This window comes from Palleronia sediminis, assembly GCF_004358695.1.
GTDB lineage: Bacteria > Pseudomonadota > Alphaproteobacteria > Rhodobacterales > Rhodobacteraceae > Palleronia > Palleronia sediminis.
In genome coordinates this window covers 54,423-79,637 of sequence record NZ_SNAA01000015.1, presented here as the reverse complement: position 1 = coordinate 79,637, position 25,215 = coordinate 54,423, and the positions used below count along the sequence as shown (strand labels likewise).

General features: G+C 69.1%; 20 protein-coding genes and 1 pseudogene. 15 read left to right on the top strand and 6 right to left on the bottom strand.

Annotated elements, in window-relative coordinates:
- Nucleotides 1–54: 54 nt before the first annotated feature.
- Nucleotides 55–1,023 (bottom strand): sugar ABC transporter substrate-binding protein, encoded by a 969-nt coding sequence (locus E2L08_RS13100; RefSeq protein ID WP_133397542.1) that lies wholly within the window; start codon nt 1,021–1,023, stop codon nt 55–57.
- Nucleotides 1,024–1,260: 237 nt separating this feature from the next.
- On the opposite strand from E2L08_RS13100, the gene E2L08_RS13095 reads away from it, so the two are divergent.
- From E2L08_RS13095 to E2L08_RS13055, 9 genes and pseudogenes are all read left to right on the top strand, one after another.
- Nucleotides 1,261–2,997 (top strand): extracellular solute-binding protein, encoded by a 1,737-nt coding sequence (locus E2L08_RS13095; protein ID WP_240758233.1) that lies wholly within the window; start codon nt 1,261–1,263, stop codon nt 2,995–2,997.
- Between the two features lie 13 nt (nt 2,998–3,010).
- Nucleotides 3,011–3,779, top strand: a pseudogene (locus E2L08_RS13090) (SDR family NAD(P)-dependent oxidoreductase).
- Between the two features lie 97 nt (nt 3,780–3,876).
- Nucleotides 3,877–5,175 carry a M24 family metallopeptidase gene (locus tag E2L08_RS13085; RefSeq protein ID WP_133397567.1) on the top strand — a complete coding sequence of 433 codons (1,299 nt, stop codon included), beginning with the start codon at nt 3,877–3,879 and terminating at the stop codon, nt 5,173–5,175.
- A 91-nt stretch (nt 5,176–5,266) separates the two neighbouring features.
- Nucleotides 5,267–6,262, top strand: a complete 996-nt coding sequence (locus tag E2L08_RS13080; RefSeq protein WP_133397540.1) for a thiamine pyrophosphate-dependent dehydrogenase E1 component subunit alpha — start codon at nt 5,267–5,269, stop codon at nt 6,260–6,262.
- A gap of 11 nt (nt 6,263–6,273) precedes the next feature.
- On the top strand, nt 6,274–7,269 hold the full coding sequence (locus E2L08_RS13075) for an alpha-ketoacid dehydrogenase subunit beta (RefSeq protein ID WP_133397539.1): 996 nt from the start codon (nt 6,274–6,276) through the stop codon (nt 7,267–7,269).
- Entirely contained in the window at nt 7,259–8,536 is a 1,278-nt protein-coding gene (locus E2L08_RS13070) for a biotin/lipoyl-containing protein (RefSeq protein WP_133397538.1), read from the top strand. Before E2L08_RS13075 ends, E2L08_RS13070 begins: the two co-directional genes overlap by 11 nt.
- 11 nt (nt 8,537–8,547) lie before the next feature.
- Entirely contained in the window at nt 8,548–10,005 is a 1,458-nt protein-coding gene (locus tag E2L08_RS13065) for an NAD-dependent succinate-semialdehyde dehydrogenase (protein ID WP_133397537.1), read from the top strand.
- Between the two features lie 2 nt (nt 10,006–10,007).
- On the top strand, nt 10,008–10,931 hold the full coding sequence (locus E2L08_RS13060) for a 2-oxo acid dehydrogenase subunit E2 (RefSeq protein ID WP_133397536.1): 924 nt from the start codon (nt 10,008–10,010) through the stop codon (nt 10,929–10,931).
- Nucleotides 10,932–11,014: 83 nt separating this feature from the next.
- On the top strand, nt 11,015–11,710 hold the full coding sequence (locus tag E2L08_RS13055) for a DUF2238 domain-containing protein (protein ID WP_133397535.1): 696 nt from the start codon (nt 11,015–11,017) through the stop codon (nt 11,708–11,710).
- On the opposite strand, the gene hpnE is transcribed toward E2L08_RS13055, so the two are convergent.
- From hpnE to E2L08_RS13040, 3 genes are read right to left on the bottom strand one after another with little or no spacing between them, the layout of a single operon-like run.
- Nucleotides 11,666–12,928, bottom strand: a complete 1,263-nt coding sequence (gene hpnE, locus E2L08_RS13050; protein ID WP_168771148.1) for a hydroxysqualene dehydroxylase HpnE — start codon at nt 12,926–12,928, stop codon at nt 11,666–11,668. The genes E2L08_RS13055 and hpnE overlap by 45 nt on opposite strands.
- The gene (locus tag E2L08_RS13045) at nt 12,922–13,791 is read right to left on the bottom strand and encodes a squalene/phytoene synthase family protein (RefSeq protein ID WP_133397534.1); all 870 of its coding nucleotides are present in this window, start codon (nt 13,789–13,791) and stop codon (nt 12,922–12,924) included. The genes hpnE and E2L08_RS13045 overlap by 7 nt, the downstream gene beginning before the upstream one ends.
- The gene (locus E2L08_RS13040) at nt 13,788–14,654 is read right to left on the bottom strand and encodes a squalene/phytoene synthase family protein (RefSeq protein ID WP_133397533.1); all 867 of its coding nucleotides are present in this window, start codon (nt 14,652–14,654) and stop codon (nt 13,788–13,790) included. The genes E2L08_RS13045 and E2L08_RS13040 overlap by 4 nt, the downstream gene beginning before the upstream one ends.
- 84 nt (nt 14,655–14,738) lie before the next feature.
- On the opposite strand from E2L08_RS13040, the gene E2L08_RS13035 reads away from it, so the two are divergent.
- From E2L08_RS13035 to E2L08_RS13015, 6 genes are read left to right on the top strand one after another with little or no spacing between them, the layout of a single operon-like run.
- A complete protein-coding gene (locus tag E2L08_RS13035) occupies nt 14,739–15,149 on the top strand; it encodes a DUF2141 domain-containing protein (RefSeq protein ID WP_133397532.1) in 411 nt (136 codons plus the stop codon).
- 18 nt (nt 15,150–15,167) lie between these two features.
- The gene (locus E2L08_RS13030) at nt 15,168–16,718 is read left to right on the top strand and encodes a phytoene desaturase family protein (RefSeq protein WP_133397531.1); all 1,551 of its coding nucleotides are present in this window, start codon (nt 15,168–15,170) and stop codon (nt 16,716–16,718) included.
- A complete protein-coding gene (locus E2L08_RS13025) occupies nt 16,715–18,223 on the top strand; it encodes a phytoene desaturase family protein (protein ID WP_133397530.1) in 1,509 nt (502 codons plus the stop codon). The genes E2L08_RS13030 and E2L08_RS13025 overlap by 4 nt, the downstream gene beginning before the upstream one ends.
- On the top strand, nt 18,224–19,096 hold the full coding sequence (locus E2L08_RS17040) for a lysophospholipid acyltransferase family protein (RefSeq protein ID WP_240758231.1): 873 nt from the start codon (nt 18,224–18,226) through the stop codon (nt 19,094–19,096).
- A 2-nt stretch (nt 19,097–19,098) separates the two neighbouring features.
- Nucleotides 19,099–20,214, top strand: coding sequence for a glycosyltransferase family 2 protein (locus E2L08_RS13020; protein WP_133397565.1), 1,116 nt, complete (start codon nt 19,099–19,101; stop codon nt 20,212–20,214).
- Nucleotides 20,211–21,581, top strand: a complete 1,371-nt coding sequence (locus E2L08_RS13015) for an aldehyde dehydrogenase family protein (protein WP_133397529.1) — start codon at nt 20,211–20,213, stop codon at nt 21,579–21,581. Before E2L08_RS13020 ends, E2L08_RS13015 begins: the two co-directional genes overlap by 4 nt.
- Nucleotides 21,582–21,590: 9 nt before the next feature.
- Here the strand turns inward: E2L08_RS13015 and hemN are convergent, their stop codons facing one another.
- Together hemN and E2L08_RS13005 are read right to left on the bottom strand one after the other, a co-directional pair.
- The gene (gene hemN / locus E2L08_RS13010; RefSeq protein ID WP_133397528.1) at nt 21,591–22,946 is read right to left on the bottom strand and encodes an oxygen-independent coproporphyrinogen III oxidase; all 1,356 of its coding nucleotides are present in this window, start codon (nt 22,944–22,946) and stop codon (nt 21,591–21,593) included.
- A gap of 73 nt (nt 22,947–23,019) precedes the next feature.
- The gene (locus E2L08_RS13005; RefSeq protein WP_168771147.1) at nt 23,020–25,140 is read right to left on the bottom strand and encodes a PAS domain-containing protein; all 2,121 of its coding nucleotides are present in this window, start codon (nt 25,138–25,140) and stop codon (nt 23,020–23,022) included.
- Between the last annotated feature and the right edge of the window lie 75 nt (nt 25,141–25,215).

Here is a 25,215-nt window from a genome sequence, read left to right as displayed (position 1 = left end):
AGAAAGAATTGGGATGCGCGGCGACGGATCGCCGCGCATCGGGAGCGCGGACGATCAGAAGACCGGCTTGGTGAACTCGTCCATGTTCTCCTGGGTGATCTTGGGCGTCTCGAAGTAGTTGAGGAACGGAACTTCCTCGCCCTTGGCGACCGCGACCGCCGTATCGAGCGCATTCCGGGCGTCGTCCACGGGCGACTGGTAGATCGAACCGTAATACTCGCCGGCGGCCATCGCCTCGTAGCCCACCGCGAAATTGGTGGCCCCGATAAAGGCGATATCGCCGACGCGATCGGCCGCCTTGGCCGCGTTCAGCGCACCGACACCCATATTGTCGTCGCCCGAATAGACGCCGTCGATCCGGTCGTACTTGACCAGGAAATTCTCCATCACGCGCTGCGACTTTTCGCGGTTCCAGTCGCCGGGCTGGGTCTCCATGATCTCGACGCCGGGGCAGGCTTCGGCCAGCCTGTCCTCGAACCCGCCCTGCCGCTCGATCGCGGTGGTATATCCGGGCTGACCCGAGATCTGGACGATCTGGCCGGTCGCCTCGGAGGGGTCCTGACCGTCCTCGGCCAGCGCCTCGCACATCAGCTCGGCCGAATAGGCGCCCTGCTGGATGTTGTTCGGCCCCGAAAATGACGCGATGAAGTCGAAACCTTCTTCGGCGATGTTGGAATTGGTCACGACGACCGGAATGCCGGCCTGGTTGGCCGCTCGGACGGCGGGCACGACGGCCTGGCCGTTGGTCGGCCAGATGACGATGACATCGACCTGCTGCTGGATCAGATCCTGCATCTGCGCGATCTGCCGGGCCACGTCGCCGCCCGCATCGAGGATCACCGCCTCTACATTCTCCATGCCCTCGGCCGCCTCGATGAAGGCTTGCTCGTAAGTGGTCTGATAGCTGTCTACGCCCACGTTGTTCTGCGTGATGCCCACGGTGATCGTATCGGAATGGCTATCGGCGAAAGCGGCGCCGGTCAGCGCGGTGCTCGCCGCGAGCGCCGTCAGAATGGTTTTCATATCGGTTCCTCCCAAGAACGTTTCATGCGGCGATCCGTGGTCGAGTCCGGTTCCGGCCGCATCTCGGCGAACATGCGGGAAAACGCCGATCCCCGGCACGGGAAATATATCCATTCTGGATAGAGCATCATCCAAACTGGACATAACCGCGCTATTCCGGGGCGCTCGCAATATCCACTCTGAACGGAGCGCCGCATGGCCGATCGAAAAACATTCGAAATGGATAAGCCACCCAAGATGCCGAAGGACACGCATCATAGTTCAGCCGCGGCCGCCCCCGCCGGGGCGTTCGGTCACGAGAGGCTGCGCGACACGCTCGGCTTTGTCGAGGCGATGCTGTCCGAGATCGACGGCGTCATCGGGCGGAGCGCGCCGCACCCCCATTTCCGCATCCTCGCGCACGTGATGGCCGCCCATCTCGACGGGCGCAGCGCCACGCCGTCTTCCTGTGTCTCGGCCTCGAACGTGCCCTATGCTACCGGCACGCGGCGCCTCGCCGAGCTGATCGCGGACGGCACGATCGAACAACGTGCGCGCACCCGAACGGGCAAGAGCTACACGCTTCACCCTTCGGCGCGGCTGATCGACCTCTTCGGGCAGGTCTCGGCGCGATTGCCGCGGCTAGCCGCCGAGCATCTGGGTCAAGCCGACGAGACGTCCGATTACTATTTCGGAGGCTCCTACCGCGCCAGCCAGGTGATCGGCCCGGTCCTGCCCCTGCCCCAGCCGATAACGCTGGGCGGCGGGTTGCGGGTGCTCGTGCATGGCGATCCCACGTTCCTCGCCATGTCGAACCTCAAGCGGCAGTTCGAACAGGTGATCGGCTGCCCGATCCACCAGCGGGCCTTCTCGATCGACCGGCTGCGCGAGGAAGCGTTGCGCGACGCCCAGCGCAGGACGAGCCGTTATGACATCATCGCGGTGGACCTGCCCTGGATCGGCGAGTTCGCGACCAAGGGCGTGCTCTCGCCGCTCGATTCCATCATGGAGGTCGACCGGCTCGACCCGTCCGATTTCCACACCGCCGGTTGGCAGGCCGCGCATTGGGGCGGGCGGCCTTACGGCGTGCCGAACCAGACCACGCCCGAGCTCCTGTTCTGGCGCACGGACCTTTTTGCCGAGGCCGGGCTGGCCCAGCCCGACACCGCCGACGCGGTGCTGGCGGCTGCCGCCGCGCTGCACAGGCCGCAGGCGGGCCAATACGGCATCGCCTGGAACGCGGCGCGTGGCACCGCGCTCGGCCATCAGTTCATGATGACCTGCGCGGGGTTCGGCCAGCCGGTTCTCGACCTGCCCAAGGTCGCGGGCGGCTTTGGCGCGATGAGCCTCGCCGACCGCCACAGCCGCCCGATGTTCGACCAGCCCCGCGCGCTCGAGGCAGCCGAATACCTCATGGAGCTTCTGCGTTTCTCGCCGCCCGATATCCTGTCGATGAGCTGGTACGAACGCATCCGCCGCTATGCCGCGGGGACCGTCGGCATGGCCTATGGCTACACGCTGCTGGCGCCGTATTTCGACTGCGATCCCGGCTCGCCCGCGCATGGCCGCACCGGGTTCCTGCCCCATCCGTCGGGCGCCGGGGCGCCGAACGTGGCACCGGTGGGCGGCTACGTGCTGGGCATTCCCGCAAATATCGCGCCTGAACGACGCGAGGCGGCTGTCGAGGCGCTGATCGTCTTTACCTCGGCTGCCGCGCAGAAACAGGTGGTGATGGAAGGATCGCGCAGCCAGCCGCGCTATTCCGTCGGCGCCGATCCCGAAGTGCGCGCGCTCAGCCCCATCTTCGAGGTGGTCGACGCGCTGTCCTGGCGCGACGAGCTGCAGTTCTGGCCACGCCCCCCGGTGCCCGCGATCACGCCGATAATACAGGCGTGCGGCGAGGAACTCCACGACATGCTGCGCCGGGTCGTCACCCCGCGCGAGGCCCTGGCCCGGATCCAGATCCGCGCCGAGGCTGCGATGAACACCATCTGAGAGAGGAAGACCGATGGACCCCAATCGCCTGAAGGGCAAGAATATCCTCGTCACCGGCGCCGCGCGCGGCATGGGTGCGGCCAACGCCGCCCATTTCGCGGCCCAGGGGGCCAATGTCTGCCTCGGCGATCAACGACAAGGGCGCCGGACGGGCCATCGCGGTCAGGATGGACGTCACCAGGCGCGCCGACAACGCCGCCGCGGTGGCCGCGACGGTGGACGCCTTCGGCATGATCAATGTCGGGCTCTTCAACGCCGGCCTGAACAAGCCCCGGTTCTTCATGGATATCGACGAGGACAACTGGGACCTCATCATGAACGTGAACACCAAGGCGATGTGGCTGGGGATGCAGGAAACCGCGCGCCAGATGATTGCGCAGGGCAAGCAGGACTATCCCTACAAGCTCATCAACGTGGGCAGTATCGCCTCGCGCAAGCCGCTGGTCGACGTGACCGTCTACTGCACCTCGAAATACGGATGTCTCGCGCTGACCCATTGCGGCGCCGTCGCCCTGTCCGAACACAACATCACCGTCAACGGCTATGCGCCGGGCGTGGTCGTCACGCCGCTATGGGAACAGCTCGACAAGGATCTCGTCGAGATCGGATTCAAGCAACGCGAGGGGCAGGCCTATGACGACATCGTGCGCGATGCGCTTCAGATCAAGCGCGTGTCCTACCCCGACGACATCGTCGGCACGGCCTCGTTCCTGGCCAGCGGGGACAGCGACTACATGACCGGCCAGATGATCCATATCGACGGCGGCTGGTGCATCCAGTGACCCCGCCCGCGGACCCCTTGGCCCGCGGTGCCGCCCCCTGCCCGACCGTGCCGGCCCGACCCGGACCCGCCCTGAAAGAGACCCCAAGATGACCCATGTGAACCGCGCCCTGACCCCGAACGTGCTGCAGCCGCAGGATCTCGACCCGAACTGGCGCTGGGAAGGGCGTCTGCCCGCCTGGGGCCATACCAGCGTCGATTTCGAGCGTCGCGTCGATCACGACCGGCTGCGCCGCTACCGGCTGTCGCGCACCCGCGAAGCGCTGAAGGCCAGCGATTGCGGAACGCTTCTGCTGTTCGACGTGAACAATATCCGCTACGTCTCGGCCACCAAGATCGGCGAATGGGAGCGGGACAAGATGTGCCGTTTCTGCCTGCTGACGGGCGACGACGCGCCCTATGTCTGGGATTTCGGCTCGGCCGCCGTGCATCACCGTAAATATGCCGACTGGCTGGTGCCCGATCATTGCCGCGCCGGCGTGGTCGGAATGCGCGGCACGATCCCGCCCTCTTTCGGGCTGATGAAGAAATATGCCGAGGAGATCGCGGGCCTGATCGAGGATGCGGGAATGAAGGGCATGCCCGTCGGCGTCGATTATGCCGAGACGGCCATGTTCCACGCCCTGCAGGAGGTCGGAATCAATGTCGTGGACGGCCAGCAGATCATGCTGTCGGCGCGCGAGATAAAGAACTGGGACGAGATCCAGCTTTTGACGCAGGCGGCAAGCATGGTCGATGGCGTCTATCACATGATCTACGAAGAGCTGAAACCCGGCATCCGCGAGAACGATATCGTCGCGATGAGCACCAAGATGCTCTACGAGATGGGCAGTGACGACGTCGAGGCGATCAACGCGATCTCGGGCGAGCGGTGCAACCCTCATCCGCATAATTTCACCGACCGCTATTTCCGCCCCGGCGACCAGGCGTTCTTCGACATCCTGCAATCCTACCAGGGCTATCGCACCTGCTACTACCGGACCTTCAACATCGGCCGGTCGACCCCTGCGCAGGTCGATGCCTACGTCAAGGCGCGCGAATGGCTCGACGCCGCCATCGGGGCGATCAAGCCCGGCGTGACGACCGACCAGGTGGCAAAGCTCTGGCCCACCGCCGAAAGCCTCGGCTTCCCCAATGAACTGGCCGCGTTCGGGCTGCAATTCGGGCATGGGTTGGGGCTCGCCCTCCACGAGCGTCCGATCATCAGCCGGGCGGTCAGCCTGGAGAACCCGATGGAGATCCAGACCGGCATGGTCTTTGCGCTCGAGACCTATTGCCCCGCCGCCGACGGCTATTCGGCCGCCCGGATCGAGGAAGAGGTCGTCGTCACCGATACCGGCTGCGAGGTTATCTCGTTGTTCCCGGCCGAGGAACTGCCGATCGCCAACCGTTACTGAGCCGTTCCGACCGGCGCGCAGGCCGGCCGGGACATTGTCCGACGAAAGGAAGGAGGCCGGCCCGCGCGCCGCCCCTTCGGGAGTGAGCACGATGGCCAAGGCCAAGACGAATACGGACGACTACCTGCGGATGTATCGCCAGATGGTGCGGATCCGCGCCTTCGAGGATCAGGCCAACCAGCTTTACCTGTCCGCCAAGATGCCGGGCCTGACGCATATGTATTCCGGCCAGGAGGCCGTGGCGGTGGGCATCTGCGAGGCGCTGACGCCCCAGGACCATATCACCTCGACGCATCGCGGGCACGGCCATTGCGTCGCCAAGGGGGCCGAGTTCAAGCCCATGTTCTGCGAGCTTCTGGGCAAGGCCGAGGGCTATTGCCGCGGCAAGGGCGGCTCCATGCACATCGCGGACCAGTCGAACGGCAATCTCGGTGCCAACGCCATCGTCGGTGGGTCGATGGGCATCGCGACGGGCGCGGCGCTCAGCCACAAGATGCTCGGCGACGGGCAGGTGACGGTGTGTTTCTTCGGGGACGGCGCGACGGCGCAGGGCCTGTGGTACGAGGTGATGAACATGGCCGCCCTGTGGAAGCTGCCGGTCATCTATGCCTGCGAGAACAACGGCTATTCGGAATATACCCGCACCGAGGAAATCGCAGCCGGGTCGATCACCGCCCGCGCCGAGGCCTTCGGCATAGAAAGCTTCAGCATCGACGGGCAGGACGTTCTGGCCGTCAACCGGCTTGCGCAGGATCTCGTCGCGCGCTGTCGCAAGGGCGAGGGTCCGTTCTTCATCGAGCTCAAGACCTATCGCTATCACGGCCACCATGTCGGCGACATCAACCGCGACTATTACCGCTCGAAGGAGGAGGAGGCCGAATGGAAGAAGTCCCGTGACCCCATCACCGGTTTCGGCACCTGGCTGCAATCCGAGGGCATCGTGTCCTCCGACGATCTCGTGGCGATCAATGACGAGGTGCGCGCGGATGCCGAGGCGGCGGTGAAATATGCGCTGGACTCCGCCTATCCCGACGGCTCGGAGGTGGACATGCACGTCTATTCCGACACCGAACACGCCCTGGCCTGAGGAGAGAGACGATGCGAGAAATCACCCTGTCTCAGGCCGTGAACGAGGCGATCGCCGAAGAGATGCGCCGCGACGAAACGGTTTTCCTCATGGGCGAGGACGTGGCCGAGGCCGGAACGCCCTTCAAGATCACCTCGGGGCTGGTCGAGGAATTCGGAACGTCGCGGGTCATCGACACCCCGATTTCCGAACCGGGCTTCGTCGGGCTCGCGGTGGGAGCGGCCATGACCGGCACCCGACCGCTGGTCGACCTGATGTTCGGCGATTTCCTGTTCCTCGTGATGGACCAGCTTTGCAACCAGGCGGCCAAGACGCATTACATGTCGGGCGGCAAGCTCAAGGTGCCGATGGTATTGCGCACCAACCTGGGCGCCACGCGCCGCTCAGCGGCGCAGCATTCACAGTCGCTTCATGCGCTGGTGGCCCATATTCCGGGGCTCAGGGTGGCGCTGCCATCTTCGGCCTACGAGGCGAAGGGTCTGCTCAAGACCGCCATTCGGGATGACAACCCGGTGGTGATCTTCGAGGACAAGCTGATGTATCAGGACAAGGCCCCTGTGCCCGAAGAGGAGTATCTCCTCCCCTTCGGACAGGCCAACATCCTGCGCGAGGGCCGCGATGTCACGCTGATCGGCACCTCCTCCATGGTGCAGGTCTGCCTCAAGGCCGCGGGCCTTCTCGAGGCGCAGGGTATCTCGGCCGAAGTCATCGACCCGCGCACCATCGTGCCGCTGGACGAGGCGACGATCCTGGACAGCGTGCGCAAGACTTCGCGCGCAGTCGTGGTGGACGAGGGCCATCGCAGCTACGGCGTGACGGCCGAGATCGCCGCGCGGATCTCGGAAAAGGCATTCTACCATCTCGATGCCCCGGTCCTGCGGTTCGGCGCCATGGACGTGCCGGTGCCCTTCAGCCCGGCGCTGGAGGATCTGACCGTGGCCACCCCCGACCAGGTGGCCGAGGCCGCTGCCCGTCTCTGCCGGGGAGAGATGTTCCATGCCGCATGACGTCATCATGCCCGCGCTCGGCATGGCGCAGGACAAGGGCGTGCTGGTCGCCTGGCTCAAACAAGAGGGCGACGAGGTCCGCGAGGGCGATCCGCTGTTCGAGGTCGAGACCGACAAGGCCACGATGGAGGTCGAGGCCCAGGGCGCGGGATTCCTGATCGATCTGCGCGCGGCCGAGGGGGACAGCGTGCCCGTTGGTGAGATCATCGCGCGCATCGCCGAGACCGCCGGCACACCCGCCGCCAAAACCGCGCCGCCCGAGGACGATGCGGCGGACGACATGTCCGCCTCGGTGCCCGAGGGGCGCAAGGTCATCATGCCCGCGCTCGGCATGGCGCAGGATACCGGGCGTATCGTAGGATGGGCCGTGGCCGCGGGCGATTCCGTAAGCGAAGGCGACACGCTGTTCGAGGTGGAAACCGACAAGGCGACGATGGAGGTCGCGGCCGAATGCGACGGCTATGTCGCCGCCATCCTTGCCGAGGCAGGCGACGATGTGCCGGTGGGCGAGACCATCGCCGTCATATCCGGCACGCGGCCCGAGGCCCCCGTCTCGCGCGGCGCAGCTTCCGAACCCCAGGCCGCGGCCCCTGCCCAGGCTGCGGCGCCCAACCTTTCCTCGCAGCCCGCCCGGCCGCCCGCCCCGATCGAAGCCGGAGGTCGCATTCTCGCCTCGCCCAAGGCCAGGCGGCTCGCGCAGGAGCGGGGCATCGACCTGGCGCGGCTGGTCGCGGCGGGCCTTGCCCAACCCTTCCACGCCGCCGATCTCGACCGGCCCGAGGCGGCCGCGCCCGCCCCGCGACCGGCGATGCAGCTCGCGACGTTGCGATTGAGCGCCCGCGCCCCGGCGGCCGGGTTCGACGCCCTGATCGGCTGGGCCGAGGGCGAGGGTGCCGAGAGCGGGGCGATCCTGGCCGCGTTGGCCTCCGGCGCACTTCGGGAGACGACCGGGGCCGAGCGTATCGCCATCGAGCTTCGTCCCCAGGGGCGGTGCCTGCACGACGCCGATCTTGCGCGTCCCGACGGGCACGACCGGGACGATGCCGAGACGCCCCCCACGCTTATCCTGCGCGACCTCACCGCCACCCGGCTGACGGCAATCGAAGGCGGCACGGCCAACCTGCCCGCCCTGACCCTGTCACGCGACCGGGACGATTTGGTGCTGTCGCTGAGCGTCGACCCCGAGACCATGGACGAAGCGCTCGCAACCGGTCTGCTCGCGGGCTTTGCGGACCGGATCGCCGATCCGCTTCGGCAGCTATTTTAAAGGAATGACCGATGTATGACGCCATCTGGACCGAAAATCGCCTGAGAACTGATCTCTATATCGACGGCGCCTGGCGCGGCGGGGCCGGGGGCGACCGCTTCGACATCGTCAATCCGGCGGACGAGACCACCATCGCCTCGGTCGCCTCGGCCGAGATCGCCGATGCCGATGCCGCCCTCGACGCCGCGCAGGCCGCTTTTGCCGACTGGGCCGGGCGCAGCCCGCGCGACCGATCAGAGGTGTTGCGCCGCGCGTGGGAGCTGATGATCGCCCGGCAGGAAGATTTTGCCCGGCTGATCACGCTCGAGAACGGCAAGGCGCGGGCCGATGCCATGGGCGAGGCCGCTTACGCCGCCGAGTTCTTTCGCTGGTTCGCCGAAGAGGCCGTGCGCGCCAATGGCATGATCGCGCATGCGCATGCCTCCGGCGCGCGCATCGTGGTCCAGCACAAGCCCGCGGGTATCGCCGTGCTGGTCACGCCCTGGAACTATCCCGCCGCAATGGGCACCCGCAAGATCGCGCCGGCCCTCGCGGCGGGATGTCCGGTCATAATCAAACCCGCCTCGGAGACGCCGTTGACGATGCTGGCGCTGATGCCGCTCCTCGAAGAGGCGGGCGTCCCGAGGGGGCTGGTCAACGTGCTGCCGTCGCGGCGGACAGGTGCGCTGGTCGATCATCTGCTGCACGATCCCAGGGTTCGGGTCGTGTCCTTTACCGGCTCGACCGGGGTGGGGCGCAAGTTGCTCCATTCCGCGGCGGACCAAGTGTTGAAACCGGCGATGGAGCTTGGCGGGAACGCGCCGCTCATCGTCTTCGACGATGCCGATCTCGACCTCGCGGTGCAGGGTGCCATGCAGGCCAAGATGCGCAATCTCGGCGAGGCCTGCACCGCTGCCAACCGGTTCTACATCCACGACGCGGTACATGATGCATTCGTCGACAAGCTCGCCGCGGCGATGTCGGCGCTCAGGATGGGTGACGGACGCGAAGACGGGGTCGATGTCGGACCCCTCGTCAATGCGGATACGCGCGACAAGGTCGCGGCCTTCGTCGAGGATGCGGTGGCCAAGGGCGCGCGGGTCGTCTGCGGCGGCGACCGCCCTGCGGGGCGCGGGTTCTTCTATCCGCCCACGGTGCTCGCCGATGTGCCCGAAACCGCCGATTGCGTCGGTGACGAGATCTTCGGGCCGGTAGCCGCGATCCAGCGGTTCACCGAGACCGACGATGTGGTGCGCCGGGCCAACGATACCGAATACGGGCTCGTCGCCTACGTGTTCTCGGGCGATTTCAAACGCGCATTGCAGGTCTGCGAACGGCTCGATTACGGCATGGTCGGGCTCAATCGCGGCCTCGTCTCGGACCCCGCGGCCCCCTTCGGCGGCACCAAGCAATCGGGGCTCGGGCGCGAGGGCGGCCATGAGGGGATGCTCGAGTTCATGGAAACGCAATACATCTCGGCGGAGTGGTGAACATGGTCACGGCTTCTCCCTCGACCCGCAAGATGGCGCTTGCCGCCGGGATCGACCTCGACACGCTCGCCCAGAGCACGGGGCGGACGCATCTGGCCCGCGAGGACGTGGTCGCGCATCGCGACGGCACCGGCGCGACCATGGCCGGAGCACCGCCCGCGCAATCCCATCACGCCCGGTATTGGGAGGTCGATCACGCGGCCTACGGGCCGGTAGAGCACGAGGATCTGGACCGGATCGCGCAGGTCGCCGCCGCCAACCTCGGCGCGGCCAACGCGATGATCCCGCAGGTGACGCATCACGACCGGGCGAACGTGCAGGCGATCGAGGATCTGCGCGCCCGGATGAAACCCGAGGCCGCCGCGCGCGGCGTAAAGCTCACGGCGCTGGCGTTCCACGTCAAGGTTCTCGCGCGGTGCCTGGTGGAGTTTCCGCGTTTCAACGCATCGCTGACCGCGGATGGCGAACGGCTGGTCGTCAAGCAATACGTCCATGTCGGGATCGCGGTGGACACCCCCGGCGGGCTTCTGGTGCCGGTGATCCGCGACGCGGACCGCAAGGGCATCTGGCGGATCGCATCCGAGATCGGCGACCTTGCCGCCCGCGCCCAGTCCGGAAAACTGAAGTCGAAGGAGATGGGGGGCGCGTCGATGACGATCTCCAACCTCGGCGGCATCGGCGGCGAGGCTTTCACCCCCATCGTCAACCCGCCCGAACTGGCGATCCTCGGGCTCACCCGTACGGAACTGCGCCCGGTCTGGAACGGCGCGGAGTTCGCCCCCGTCCCGACGGTCCCGCTCGATCTCAGCTACGACCACCGCGTGCTGAACGGCGCCGATGCGGCGCGGTTCCTCGCCCGCTATGCCGAGATCCTCGGCGATCCGCGACACCTGCTCCTGCCCCGCATCGCGCCGCGCGGGGGTTGAGCGTCCGCGGCCTTTTTCCGAACGGGGCGAACCGCATGGGGGTGGGCGCGTTCCCCCCCGAATGCCCTGCCGCTGGATGCCCGATGCACCGTTCCCGCCGACCGATCTATCCCATTGCCCTCGCGCTCGGCGCGATGGGGCTTGCCGCCGCGCTTTTGGCCGTGCCGTTTCCCAAGTTGGGGCTAGCGCTCGTCTGCGCCGGGTTCGGCCTGTCGATGATACTGTTCGAGGCGGTGTCGGGGCTGCGCTTTCCGCGCCGGCTCATCGTCATCGTGACGGGATTTGCCGCCGCGACGCTCTTGCTGGGCGAGGCGCTTCAGACCTACGAGGAGTTGCCGTGGTGGGATATCGCGCTGCACGGATCGGCGGGCACGGTGCTGGCGGCGGTGGGCATGGCGCTGGCGCTCTTGCCGACGGCGGGGGCCACGCCGCGCACGGGGCTGTGGATCCTGTCGGTGCTGGCCTTCGGCTTTGCGATGATGGTCGGCGCGATGTGGGAGGTGCTCGAGTTCACGCTCGACACGCTGTTCGGCACCAACGCTCAGGCGGGCGGCAACAGCGACACGATGACCGACACGCTGGCCAATCTCGCCGGAGCGCTGTGGGGCACGCTGGCCGCGCATCTGGCGGTCGGGACGGGCCGCGTCTGGCCGCCCGCGGGGATGCTGCGCGATTTCATCGCGCGGAACCCGGTGATCTACGGCGCCTGGCGCGGGCCGCTCGATGCGCGGGCCTCAGACCCCGCGCGACAGGGCCATGTCGGCGGCCGCGAGGCCTGAGCGGACCGCCCCCTCGATCGTCGCGGGCAGGCCCGTCGCCGTGTGATCGCCCGCGAGAAAGAGGTTCGGCCAGGGCGTTGCCGGCCCCGAGCGGCCGCGCGCGCCCCGCGCCGTCTGATCAAAGGTCGCGGCCCGCTCGCGCAGCAGCCGCGCGGGCGGCATCGCCTCGGGCAAGGGGGGGCCAAAGGCTGCGGCGGCGCGCCGCACGTCCCCCCAGAGCCGGGCGAGCGCCGCGTCGCGCGGCAGTTCCGCCAGCGCGGATGCCTCGAAGGCCGAGACCGTCACCGACACCACGTCGCCGCGCCGGAACAGCCATTGCGCATCGGCATGAACCAGCGCCAGCAGCGGCGGAAGCTCGGTATCGCCCGTGCGGAAATGCGCGTTGAGGATCGACAGCCCCGCCCGAGGGACGGGCAGGTGCGGCACCAGCCCGCCGGCCTGACGTGCCGGCAGGGCAAGGATCGCCGCCTCGCCCTCGCCCATCGCGATCTCGCCCCCCGCGATGCGCAGGGTCCGCAGCCGGTCGTCGCCCTGCAATGCCTCGGCGGCGTGGCGCATCCGCATCTCGACCCCGCGCCGCGCGAGAAGGGCGAGTGCCGGGTCGACCAGCGCCGTGCCCAGCCCCTCGGGGGCAAAGACGGGAGCCGCGGCACCCGCCCCCCGCGCGAAACTGCGCAGAAGCGCCGCACGCAGCAGCGCGGCGCTGGCGGTGTCGGGCGGCTCGTTCAGCACGGCGCGCGTCATCGGGTCCCAAAAGGTCGGAAAGGCGGGCGAGCCGCCCACCGCGCCGGTCACGCTGCGCGCCGGACCGGCCGCGACCAGTCGCGCGAGATCGGCCAGCATCGCCCCCGCCCCGAGATCCGGCGGCCGCGCCCCGTTGGACAAGGCGCCCAGCGGTCCCCGCCCCGGCGCGACGGTCCAGCCCCGCCCCGTCGCGAGGTCGAGGAACGGATAGGCGGCCCGCCCGATGTCGAGCAGATGGCCGCCGCCGATCCGGTCGGCATAGTCCAGCACGGCGCGGTTGCCGCTGAGGATCAGGTGGTTGCCGTTGTCGATCACCCGCCCGAGCCGCTCGTCGCGAAAGCTGCGGCAGCGGCCGCCGGCCTTGGGCGTCGCCTCGAAGACGGTGACGGCGACACCGCGCGCCGAGAGGCGTTCGGCCGCGGCGAGCCCGGCAAGCCCCGCGCCGATCACGTAGGCCCGGCGCAGGGCTACCATGCGGGGCGCAGCGCCGCGCGCAGGGCATCGGCCATCTTTCCCGCGCCCGAGCGGCGGGGGGGAACGACGCTCCAGTCGCGCTCCCACCGGGCGAGGAGCCGTTCGTAGGGGCCCATCATCATCAGCGCCGGGGCAAGCGGCAGGCGGCGGTGGGCGCCGACCTCGGCTGAGGCGCGGGCAAAGGCCGCGCGCGCTTCGGCGCCCAGCGCGGCACGGGCCCGGCCCAGCGCGGGATGGGCCGCCGCACCCGCCGGATCGGCCGGCAGCCCGGTGCGCGACAGGATATGCGCGGGGATATAGAGCCGCCCCATGGCCGCATCCTGTTCCACGTCGCGCATGATGTTGACCAGTTGCAGCCCGCGCGCGAGGTTCAGCGCAAAGCGTTCCGACGGATCGCCCACCCATGCCCCGAAACAGCGCATCGACAAGAGCCCCGCGGCCCCCGCCACACGGCGGATATAGCGCTCGAGCAGTTCGGCATCGGGGGCGACGATGGCCTGCGAATCCATCCGCATCCCGCCGAGGATCAGCGCGAACTCGTCCCGCGGCAGGTCGAACCGCGCCGAGGCACGGGCGATCTCGGCCCCGATGGCGGTCCGGGGACGGTCGGCGCGCAACGCCTCGACCTCGCCCTCCCACCGATCGAGAAGCGCCGCGCGCGCCTCGACCCGGTCCGCGCCGGGGGCGTCGCCATCCGCGATGTCGTCGACAGCGCGGCAAAACGCATAGACGGCATGGATGGCGCGGCGGCGCGGCGCGGGCAGCACCCGCATCCCGGCGGCAAAGCTCGACCGCGCGCCCATGACGACGCGGCGCACCTCGGCGATATCGGCTGGCTCGTCGGTGGCAGGCGCAAAGCTCATGCCGCGACCCTCAACCCGGCCAGCGCGCCGCGCGCGAAATCGGCACGGCCGAGCGCGACACGCCCGGCCAGCGGATCGCCCCTGCGCAGCCGCAGGGCGAGCCGCCGCGCGAGCCACAGCGTCGCTGCCGCCTGCATCCGCAGACCCCGCGCGCCGATCCGGCCGGGCAGCGGCGCGGCCTCGGCCAGCAGCGCATCGCAGGCATCGAGCGTGCGGGCCCGAACCCGCGCGAGCGCCGGCGTCGAGGCGGCCGCTGCAAGATCGGCATCGCGCGCCCCCGCCTCGGCCATCCAGTCGCCCGGCAGGTAGCGCCGGCCGAGCGACGTCCAGTCGTCGCCCATGTCCTGCAGGTGATTGAGCACCTGCAATGCCGCGCATAGCGCGTCCGACGGGCCTTGGGCATCCGCGTGCGCGGCATCGTTCACAATCAGCAGGAACCGCCCGACCGGCGCGGCGGAATGGGCGCAATATCCCATGAGGTCGTCCCAATCCGCGCAGGCGATCCCGCGGGCGTCGCGCCGGAACGCGGGCAGCAGGTCCAGCGCGGCGGCACGCGCCGCGGGCATCCCGGCGAGGCTGCGGTGGAGTGCCGCACCCTCGGGCGCGCCCTCGCCCCGGACGAGCCCCCGTTCGAGCGCGTCGAGCCGGGCGAGACGCGCCTCGGGCGAGGCGGCGGCATCGTCCGCGGCATCGTCCGCGGCGCGGGCAAAGTTGTAGAAAGCGACCACCTTGCCGCGTATGGCCCTTGGCAACAGGCGCGAGGCCACCGGAAAGTTCTCGCCCCCCGCGCTGGCATTCAGGCGGGCGGCTGGAACTGGCGGTGCGGCGGCAGGGCCGATTGCGGTTTCGCGCGGGTTCGTCATAGCCATGGCTCTTAGCGCGAAACGAACGTGACGAAAATCGCGTAGGGACTATCTTGGTGTGAGGATGGACAAGGGGGTGAGGGAATGGGCAATCCGACGGCATGGCTGGCAATCGCGGCCTGCGCGGCGACCCCGTGTTTCGCGGGCGACGTCCGGGTGACGGTATCGAACCTGCGCAGCGATGCGGGGCTGTTGCGCGTCGCGCTCTGTTCCGAGGAAAACTTCACCCGCCCGACCTGCCAATTCACCGGCGCGCGCCCGGCCTCCGAGCGGATGGTGGTGCTGCGCGGGGTTCCCGACGGGGTCTATGCCGTGCAGGCCTTCCACGACGAGGATGGCGACGGCGATCTCGACCGGCGTGGCTTTCGCCCGTCCGAGGGGCTGGGGTTCTCGCGCGATGCGCCGATGCGCCGCGGCCCGCCGCGGTTCGGCGATGCGGCGATCCGGGTGAACGGCGACGGCACGGTGCCGATCACGATACGTTACTACCAATAAACAAGGCAGGCAGGATACATGAACGTCATCTCCTCTCAAACGCCCCGCCGCGCGGTCGTCGTCGGTGCGGGGCCCGGCGGGCTTGCCACCGCCATGCTGCTGCGCGCCGCCGGGGCCGAGGTCACGGTGCTCGAGAAATCGGACCGCGTGGGCGGTCGCACGGCCAGTTTCACCCAGGACGGGTTCACCTTCGATTACGGGCCGACCTTCTACCTCTATCCCGATGTCCTGCGCGAGATCTTTTCGGCCTGCGGGCGCTCGCTCGACGACGAGGTCGAGCTGCGGCGCCTCGACCCGATGTACCGGCTGCAATTCGATGACGGGAACACATTTGACGCGACGGCCGATGTCGAGCGGCTGACCGCCGAGGCCGCGCGCATCAGTCCCGAGGACGCGCCGAACGTCCGCCGCTACCTGACCGAGAACTCGGCCAAGTTCGACGTGTTCAAGCCGATCCTGCAACGGCCTTTCAACGGGCCGCTCGACCTGGTCAAGATGGATATGCTGCGCGCCTTCCCGCTGTTCCGACCGTGGCTCACGGTCGATCAGGATCTGCGGCGCTGGTTCAAGCATCCCGATCTGCGGCTCGCCTTCAGCTTCCAGTCGAAATACCTCGGCATGAGCCCGTTCAAGTGCCCGTCGCTTTTCACCATCGTGGCGCATGTCGAATACGGGTTCGGCGTGTTCCACCCCATCGGCGGCTGCAACGCGATCCCCAACGCGATGGCGCGCGTCTTTCGCGAGATGGGCGGCACGATCCGGCTGTCCGAGGGCGCCGAAGAGATCGAGTTCGACGGGCGGCAGGCGCGCGCGGTGCGCACCGCGACGGATACGATCCCGGCCGATGCGGTGGTGGTCAACGGCGATTTCGCCTCGACCATCCGCAAGCTGATCCCCGACCGGCGGCGCAAGCGCTGGACCGATCGCCGGATCGACGCCAAGAAATACTCGTGCTCGACCTTCATGCTCTATCTCGGGATCGAGGGCACCTATCGCGACATGTCGCATCACACGATCTACCTGTCCAAGGACTACCTCCAGAACATCCGCGAGATCGACGAGGGGCGCGCCCCGCAAGAGCCGACGATCTACGTCCAGAACGCGGGCGTCACCGACCCCACCCTCGCCCCCGAGGGGCATTCGACCCTCTACGTACTGGTGCCCACGGGCAACCTGTCCGGCCCCGAGGATTGGGAGACGCTGGGCCCGATCTACCGCGAAAAGATCCTCGACCGGCTGTCGCGCCTGACCGGGCACGACATCCGGCCCCGCATCCGCACCGAGCGGATGATCACCCCCGCCGACTGGGAGGCGCAGATGGGCATCTTCCGCGGCGCGACCTTCAACCTCGCGCATAACCTGGGCCAGATGCTGCATTGGCGCCCGCGCAACCGGTTCGAGGATGTCGACGGCGTCTACCTGACCGGCGGCGGCACGCATCCCGGCAGCGGCTTGCCCACCATCTTCGAGAGCGCCAAGATAGCCTCGAAACTCGCCGCGCAGGACATGGGCCTGCCATGGCCAGAGGGGTTCATCCCCGATATCGCAGTCAAGGAGGCCGCGGAATGACAAAGGTAGGCATCATCGGCGGGGGTCTCGGCGGCCTGGCCGCGGCGGCGACACTTGCGGCGCGCGGCCACGACGTGACCGTGCTGGAAAAGAACGCATGGCTGGGGGGCAAGGCCGCCCTGCTCGAAGAGGACGGGTTCCGGTTCGACATGGGACCGACCATCCTGACCATGCCGCGCGTGCTGGAACGGGTCTTTGCCGAGGCCGGGCGGAACATGGGCGATTATCTCGACCTGCGCCGGCTCGATCCGCAGTGGCGGTGTTTCTACGACGACGGCACGGTGCTCGACCTGCGCAACGATCCAAAGGACGCCGCCGCCGAGATCGGGCGGCTCTCGCCCCCCGACCGCGAGGGGTTCGAGCGGTTCATGAAGGTGGCCGACCGCCTGTCGGACGTGTCGGACCGGTTCTTCTTCTGGCGCTCGGTCGAGGATCTGCGCGACACGATGAACCTCAAGGAGAACATGAACCTTTCGACCCTGTCGGATGTCATGGCCCTGAGGATGCACCGCACCGTCGCCGGCCAGATCAAGAAGGATATCCGCGACCCGCGCGTGCAGCAGATGCTCGAGCATTTCATCCAGTATATCGGCTCGTCGCCGCTGGCCTCCCCGGCGGTGCTGTGCGGCATCGCGCAGATGCAGCAGGGCGAAGGCGTCTGGTATCCGATGGGCGGCACCCGTGCCGTGCCGAATGCGCTGGTCCGCCTCGGCGAAGAGCTGGGTGTGACCTACCGCACCGGCATCGACATCGACGCGATCGAGGTCGAGAACGGGCGCGCGACGGCGGTCCGTGCCGGGGCCGAGCGCATGGTCTTTGACCGGATCGTGTCGAACATGGATTCGGTGCGCACCTATCGCGAACTCATCGGCGGCGAGGCCTGGCGCACGTTCTCCCACGCCAAGCGCGGCCCGGCCTGCTCGGGCGTCGTGCTCTACCTGGGGCTCGACCGCGCCTACGATCATCTCGCGCATCACAACTTCGTCTTTTCGCGGGACCCCAAGGAAGAGTTCGGTGCGATCTACGACGAGGGGCGCCCGGCCCCCGATCCGACGGCCTATATCGCCGCCCCCGCCCGGACCGAGCCAGACGTCGCCCCTGAGGGCGGCGAGGCGCTTTACGTGCTGGTCCACACCCCGCATCTGCGCCCCGGCCATGACTGGTCGAAAATGCTGCCCGAGTATCGGCGCACGATCCTCGACAAGCTCGGCCGCGCCGCGGGGATGGGCGATCTCGAGGAACGCATCAAGGTCGAGCGCGTGCTGACGCCGCAGGATATCCACGACCGCTACAAGGTGCTCGACGGGGCGATCTACGGGCTGGTCAGCCATGGCCGCGTGAACGGCGCGTTCAAGCCGGGCAACCGCTCGCGGCAGGTCGCGGGGCTCTACCTCGCCGGGGGGTCCGCCCATCCGGGGCCGGGGATGCCCATGGCGCTCATGTCGGGATGGATCGCCGCCGACAGCCTTCATGCCGACGCGACCTCGAACCTGGCCGCGGAATAGGTGCGCCCGGCGCGCACAAGCGACGGGCCGCACCCCGGCCCTGCCCCGGCGCTGCGCGACGATCCCGTCGCGCTGCGCTCGCCCGCGATGTGCCGGTTCTTTGCCGGCGTGATGCGGCGGCAGGTCCGGCACGGGTTCCGAGCGCTGCGGGTTCTGGGCGACGGGCTGCCCGACACGGGCGACGCCCCGTTGGTGATCTATTCCAACCACCCCTCCTGGTGGGATCCGGCGCTCTTCATGGTGCTGCACGACGCGCTCATGGGCTCGCGACAGGGTTTCGGCCCGATGGAGGCCGCGGCGCTCGATCGCTACCGCTTCATGAAGCGGATCGGCATCTTCGGCGTCGATCCGGGCACGCGGGCGGGGGCGGCGCGTTTCCTGCGCGTTGGGGCGCATGTGCTGTCCGATCCGGGGCGGGTCATGTGGATGACCGCGCAGGGCCGGTTCGCCGACCCGCGCGAGCGGCCCGTCGATCTCAGGCCCGGCCTTGCCCATCTGATGGCACGCGTTCCGGGCGCGCGGGCGGTGCCGATGGCCGTCGAATACCCGTTCTGGTCCGAAAAGCGCCCCGAGGCGCTGGTGGCGTTCGGCGCGCCCGTCTCGGCCGGGGCCGAGGGCACCGCCGAGGCGTGGCAGGCGGCGCTGGCCGCCGCGCTGACCGACGCGCAGGACCGGCTGGCGGATGCCGCCATCGCCCGCGACCCGTCGGCCTTTACCCCCGTGCTGTCGGGGGGCCGCGGCGTCGGAGGCGTCTATGGCGCCTGGTCGCGCCTGCGCGCCTGGGCGCAGGGACGCCCGCACGATCCCGATCACATGTCCGACCGCGCGCCCCGCCTCATGGCCCCAGGCGCGCCGATGTCACGGAGCCGTTAACGATGCTTTATGCTCTCGCCATCCTCTCCGCCGCTCTGGCCGCGCTTTACGTCTCGATGACGCTCGCCAATCTGGCGATCTTCCGCGCGTCGCGGCGGATGGCGACGGGGCCGGTCTCGATCCTCATTCCCGCCCGCGACGAGGCGGCGAACATCGCCGCCGCGCTGGACCGTGCGGAGGCGCAGGTGGGCGAGGTCGAGATCGTGGTGCTCGACGACGGCTCGACCGACGGCACCGACCGCATCGTGACCGAACGCGCCGCCCGCGACCCCCGCATTCGCCTGGTCCGCGGCGCAGCCCTGCCCGCGGGCTGGAACGGCAAGCAACACGCCTGCCACCAGCTTTCGCAGGCCGCGCGCCATCCGGTCCTGCTTTTCGTCGATGCCGATGTGCGGCTCGCCCCCGAGGCGGTGGCGCGGATGCAGGGCTATCTCGATGCACGCAAGCTCGACCTCGTGTCGGGATTTCCGCACCAGATCACGCGCAGCCTCGCCGAGATCGTGGTGATCCCGCAGATCCTCGTCGTTTTGCTGGGCTACCTGCCCTTGCCCATGGCACGGCTGTTCCGCGGCGCGGGGTTCGCCGCCGGATGCGGGCAGTTGATGATGGTGCGCCGCGACGCCTATCGCGCGGCCGGCGGGCACGCGGCGTTTCGCGACCGGATGCATGACGGGCTGAACCTGCCGCGCAACGTGCGCCTGTCGGGCGGGCGCACCGACTTGCTGGACGCAACGCCCATCGCGGCCTGTCGCATGTATGACAACTGGGCCGATATCTGGCGCGGGTTCACCAAGAACGCAACCGAGGGGATGGCCAAACCCGTCGCCCTGCCGATCTGGACGGTGCTTCTGGCCGGCGGGCACCTGATGCCGCCGCTGGTCTGGCTGGCCGCGCTTGCCACCGGCGCCGACGAGGCCGCGCGCATCGCCGGGATCGCCACGCTCGCGCTCGTGGCGGCGCGGGTGCTGCTGGCAGTGAGGGTGCGGCAGCATTGGCTCGCGGTGGTCCTGCACCCGGTGGGCGTGGCGGTGACGCTGTGGATCCAGTGGGCGGCGCTGCGCGATGCGCGGGCGGGCCGACGGGCGGTGTGGCGCGGCCGCACCTATGACGTGAATTGACCGGCCCCGACGCGATACGCGCGGCCCACGCCCGGCTCGGCGCGGCGTTCTCGCTCGACGCCCTGCCCGATGTGGCGCAACGGCGCACGCGGCTGAAAGAACTGTCCGAGGCGATGGGCCGCGCGCGCGACGACCTGCTGGCCGCGGTGGATTCCGATTTCGGCCCCCGCGCCGAGGTCGAGACCCTGACCGCCGAGCTTGCCTTTACCCGCGCCGCCATCGCCGATCTGCGCCGCCACCTGCGCCGCTGGGCACGGCCGCGGCGCAGATGGCGCGTGACCCCCCTGCCCGGCCGCTCCGACCTGTGGCGCGAACCCAAGGGGGTCGTGGGCATCCTGTCGCCCTGGAACTACCCGGTGCAGCTTGCGCTGGTGCCGTTCGCGACGGCCATCGCGGCCGGCAACAAGGTGATCCTCAAGCCGTCCGAGCGTGCCCCCGCCACGGCGGAGGCGCTGACCCGGCTGATCGGCGCGGTTTTTCCCGAGGACGAGGCCGCCTGCATAACCGGCGATGCCGACACCGCGCAGGCGCTATCGTCGTTGCCGCTGGGGCACCTGTTCTTTACCGGCTCGACCGAAACGGGCCGCAAGGTCGCGCAGGCGGCGGCCGCGACGCTGACGCCGGTGACGCTCGAACTGGGCGGGCGCAGCCCGGCGGTCGCCTTGCCGGGCGCGGATCCCGCGCGGCACGCCCCGGTCATCGGCTGGGGCAAATGGCTGAGCGCGGGACAGACCTGCATCGCGCCCAACCATCTCTGGGTGCCCGCGGATCGGCGCGATGCCTGGGCCGAGGCGCTTTTGGCGCAGGCGGCGGCATTCCGGCCCGGCGACTATACCGCCATGATCGATGACCGCGCGGCCGAGCGGATGCGCGCGCTGCTGGACGAGGCCGAGACGGGCGGCGCGCGGCTGCTGCGCAACGGCGCGGCCAAGGGGCCGGGCATCGCGCCCGTCCTCGTGCTCGACCCGCCGAAGGATTGCGCGCTTTTGCGCGAAGAGATCTTTGGCCCGATCCTGCCGATCCTGACCTATCGCGACCCCCAAGAGGTGATCGCCGCCGAGGCGGGCGGCAGCCCGCTGGCCGCATATGCCTTCGACCGCGACGCGTCCCGCGCGCGCGCCTTCCTGCGGCGGCTCCGGTCGGGCGGGGGCGCGGTGAACGCGACGATCCTGCATGTCGCGATGCACGACCTGCCCTTCGGCGGGATCGGCGAAAGCGGGATCGGCGCCTATCACGGCGAGCGGGGGTTCCTTGCCTTCAGCCATGAACGCGCGGTCTTTACCGCGTTCCAGGGGCCGTGGCTGAGGCTGCTGTCGCCGCCCTATCCCGACATGGCCCGCCGCCTGTTCCGGCGGCAGGCCCGCTAGGGGCGGCGATCAGGACGCGCGCGAATAGCGCACGCCGTCGGGCACATGATCGTCAAAGACGCTGGCCACGATCCGGGTGAGGCTGCGGCCCTCGGGCAGGATGGCGATACACTCGCCCTCGAGCGTCACGAGATCGCCGAAACGCGCCGCAATCTGCGGCAGAAGCGGTGCAAGTGCCATAGCGGGCGCGCCGAACTCGGCCCTCAGATCGGCGAGGTCGAGCCGGAAATCGCACATCAGCAGCTCGATGGCGCGGGCGCGCAGCGCATCCTCGCCAGCCATCTCGTGACCGCGCGCACCGGCAAGCCCGCCCGCCTCGATCCGCTGGATATAGGCGGCCGTCGCGGGGGCGTTCTGGACATAACCACCCGGAAAGCGCGAGATCGACGAGGCGCCGATCCCGACAAGCGTCTGGCAACTGTCGGCGGTATAGCCCTGGAAGTTGCGGCGCAGCCGCCCCGTGCGGGCCGCCACCTCGAGTTCGTCGCCCGGACGGGCGAAATGGTCGATGCCGATGGGGACCAGCCCGCCCTCGGTGAACATCTCGGCGGCGAGCGTCGCCAGCCGGTAGCGGTCCAGATCGCCGGGAAGCGCCTCTTCGGGGATCAGCTTTTGCCGCTTGGACACCCATGGCACATGCGCATAGCCGAACAGCGCGACCCGGTCGGGCGCAAAGCTCTGCACCTTGGCGATGGTATCGGCGATCCGGGCCTGCGTCTGGTGGGGCAGCCCATAGACCAGATCGGTGTTGAGCGAGGTTATTCCCGCGGCGCGCAGATCCTCGACGCAGGCGCGCGTCACCTCGAAGGGTTGCTCGCGCCCGATGGCGGCCTGCACCTCGGGGTCGAAATCCTGGATCCCGATCGAGGCACGGGTCATGCCCTCGGCGGCCAGCGCGTCGATCTTGGCGCGGTCGACCATGGTCGGGTCGATCTCGACCGAGAACTCGAACGCGTCGTCGGGCGTGAACACGCCGCGCACCGCCTTGGCGAGCCGGTGGATCAGGTGCGGCGGCAGGATCGTGGGCGTGCCCCCGCCCCAATGCAGCCGGCCCATGCGGATGCCCGCGGGCAGGGTCCGGCGCAGCAGGGCCAGCTCGGTCTCGAGCGTGCCGATATAGGCATCGACCGGCCCCAGCGTGCGCGTGCCCTGCGTATGGCAGGCGCAGAACCAGCATAGCCGTTCGCAAAACGGGATATGGAGGTAGACCGACACCGGCACCGCCGGGTCGAGCGCGGCCAGCGCGCGCGCCTGGAACGCGGCGCCGGTCTGCGGCGAGAACACCGCGGCCGTCGGATACGAGGTATAACGCGGCACCCGCGCATCGAACAGGCCAAGGGCCTTGAGTTTGTCGGTATGTTCCATGCGCCCAAGATGGGACATCCCCGATGCCCGTTCCTTGCGCCAGATCAAGAAACGACGCGAAAGCGTGGCCGTCTCAGGGGGCCGAGACATCCCCAGGCGCGGCTTCGAACCGCCATTCCAGCCCCTCTTCGGGCCAGGCGGTTTCGGCCCGCGCGCCAAGGCTTTGCGAGATCAGCGCGCCCAGCACCATCGTCCCGAACCCGTTGCGCGCGGGGCGGGTGACGGGCGGGCCGCCGCGCTCGATCCAGGTCACGCGCAGCCGTCCGCCCTCGGTGTCCCAGTCCAGCGTCACGCGCCCGTCGGGGACCGACAGCGCGCCGTGCTTGATCGCGTTTGTGCCCAGTTCGTGCAGCGCCATGCCCAGCGCCTGCGCGGCATCGGGCGTCAGGCGCAGCGGCGGGCCCGAGATCTCGAGCCGCCCCCCCGCCATGTCGAAGGGCGCAAGCTGGCTGCGCGCGATCTCGGCGATATCGGCATCCTTGGGCCCGGCGACGGCATGGACGAGATCATGCGACGCCGCCAGCGCCGCCAGCCGCTCGGCAAAGCTGTCGAAGAAATTGTCGGGATCGCTGCGATGGATGCGCCGCGCGATGGCCTGCACCAGCGCATAGGCGTTCTTGGTGCGGTGGCTCATCTCGCGCAGCAGCAGGTGGACATGTTCCTCGGCGGTCTTGCGGTCGGTGATGTCCATGCCCGACAGGACGATCCGCTCGAGCTTGCCGGCCTTGGAGACCACCGGCGACATCATGTAGGCGACCTGGATCGTCGCGCCGTCGCGGCCGCGCAGCTCGGTATCGCCGCGATGCACCTTGCCGGGCACAAGGGTGCGCACGCCCCGGCGCAGATCGGCCTTTCGGCTGGCCGACATATGGGCGAGCCACGGGCTTTCCCACATCCGCAGGCCGATCACGTCCTCGCGCTCGACCCCCGCGAGGTCGAGCGCGGCGCGGTTCACCTCGAGAAAGCGGCCGTCGAGATCGAGCACCGCGATGAAGGCCACGGTATTGTCGAGCAGCATCCGCAGCCGCGTCTCGCTGTCGCGCAGCACGTCCTTTGCGCGGCGGGCTTCGGTCACGTCGAAATTGACGCCGATCATGCGCGTGGGCTGGCCGGCCTCCTCGCGCACGACACGGCCATACCCGGCGATGCAGCGGATTTCGCCGCTGGGGCGACGAATGTGGAACTCCTCCTCGAAGGGGGCGCGCGTCTCGATGGCGCGGACGAAAGCGTCGCGAATGCGGGGGCGGTCGGCCTCGGTCACGAAATCGAAGAACCGGTCGGCCGAGGCGCGATCGTCGCGCGGCAGGCCCATCAGGTCGTATATCTCCTCCGACCAGACCGACTTGCCCGAGACGAGGTCGCTGTCCCATGTGCCGATCCCGGCGACGGCGGCGGCCATGCGCAACCGCTCTTCGCCCTCGCGCAGCGCGGTCTCGCGGGCGTTCTGAACGGTCAGGTCATAGAAATGGCAGATCAGGCCGGGCTGCCCGTCGGGCATCACGATGCGCTCGACCTGCCAATCGTAGGATTCGACGGTGCCGCGGTCGAGCCGCGGCTCGGCCCGCCCCGAGGCATGAAAGGGCCGCCCGGTCTGCAAGGTGTCGCGCAGCCGGCCGATCACCTGTTCGGCGAACGCGCGCGGCCACGCGATATGCAGGATATCGCCGATATCGCGGCCGATGACCGGGCGGATCTCGCCGAACGCCTCGATTCCCCCGCGGCTGACATGGGTGATGCGCAGATCGGCATCGGTGGTGAACACGCCAAAGGGACAACGCTCGATCAGGTCGGCCATCGCCTGCGCGGCCTGCGCGCCGTCGCGGATGGCCATCTGCTCGGTGACGTCAAAGGTCATGCCATGCACGACCACCGCCCGCCCCTCGGCGTCACGCTCGATCACGCCGCGGTCCTGCACATGGCGCAGCGTGCCGTCCGGGCGCAGGATGCGGAACCCGTGGTCAAAGCTCGCCCCGCTTTCGAGGATATGGCTGATCCGCGCCTCGACCGCGACCCGGTCGTCGGGATGCACGAAGGCCAGGAACTCGGCCTCGTCGCGGGGGGCCGTTCGCACGCCGTAGATGGCCAGCGTGCCATCGCACCATTCCAGACGCTCCGGCGACACGGTCCAGCGATACCGGCCCACGCCCGGAATGCGCGGCGCAAGCTGGACGGATCGCGTGTCGGAGTCCCGCATGAATATCCTGACCTTTCGTACAGGGGCGTCCCGGCCCCGGAACCAGCGTAAGGGGGGGGAACCCGATACGGCAAG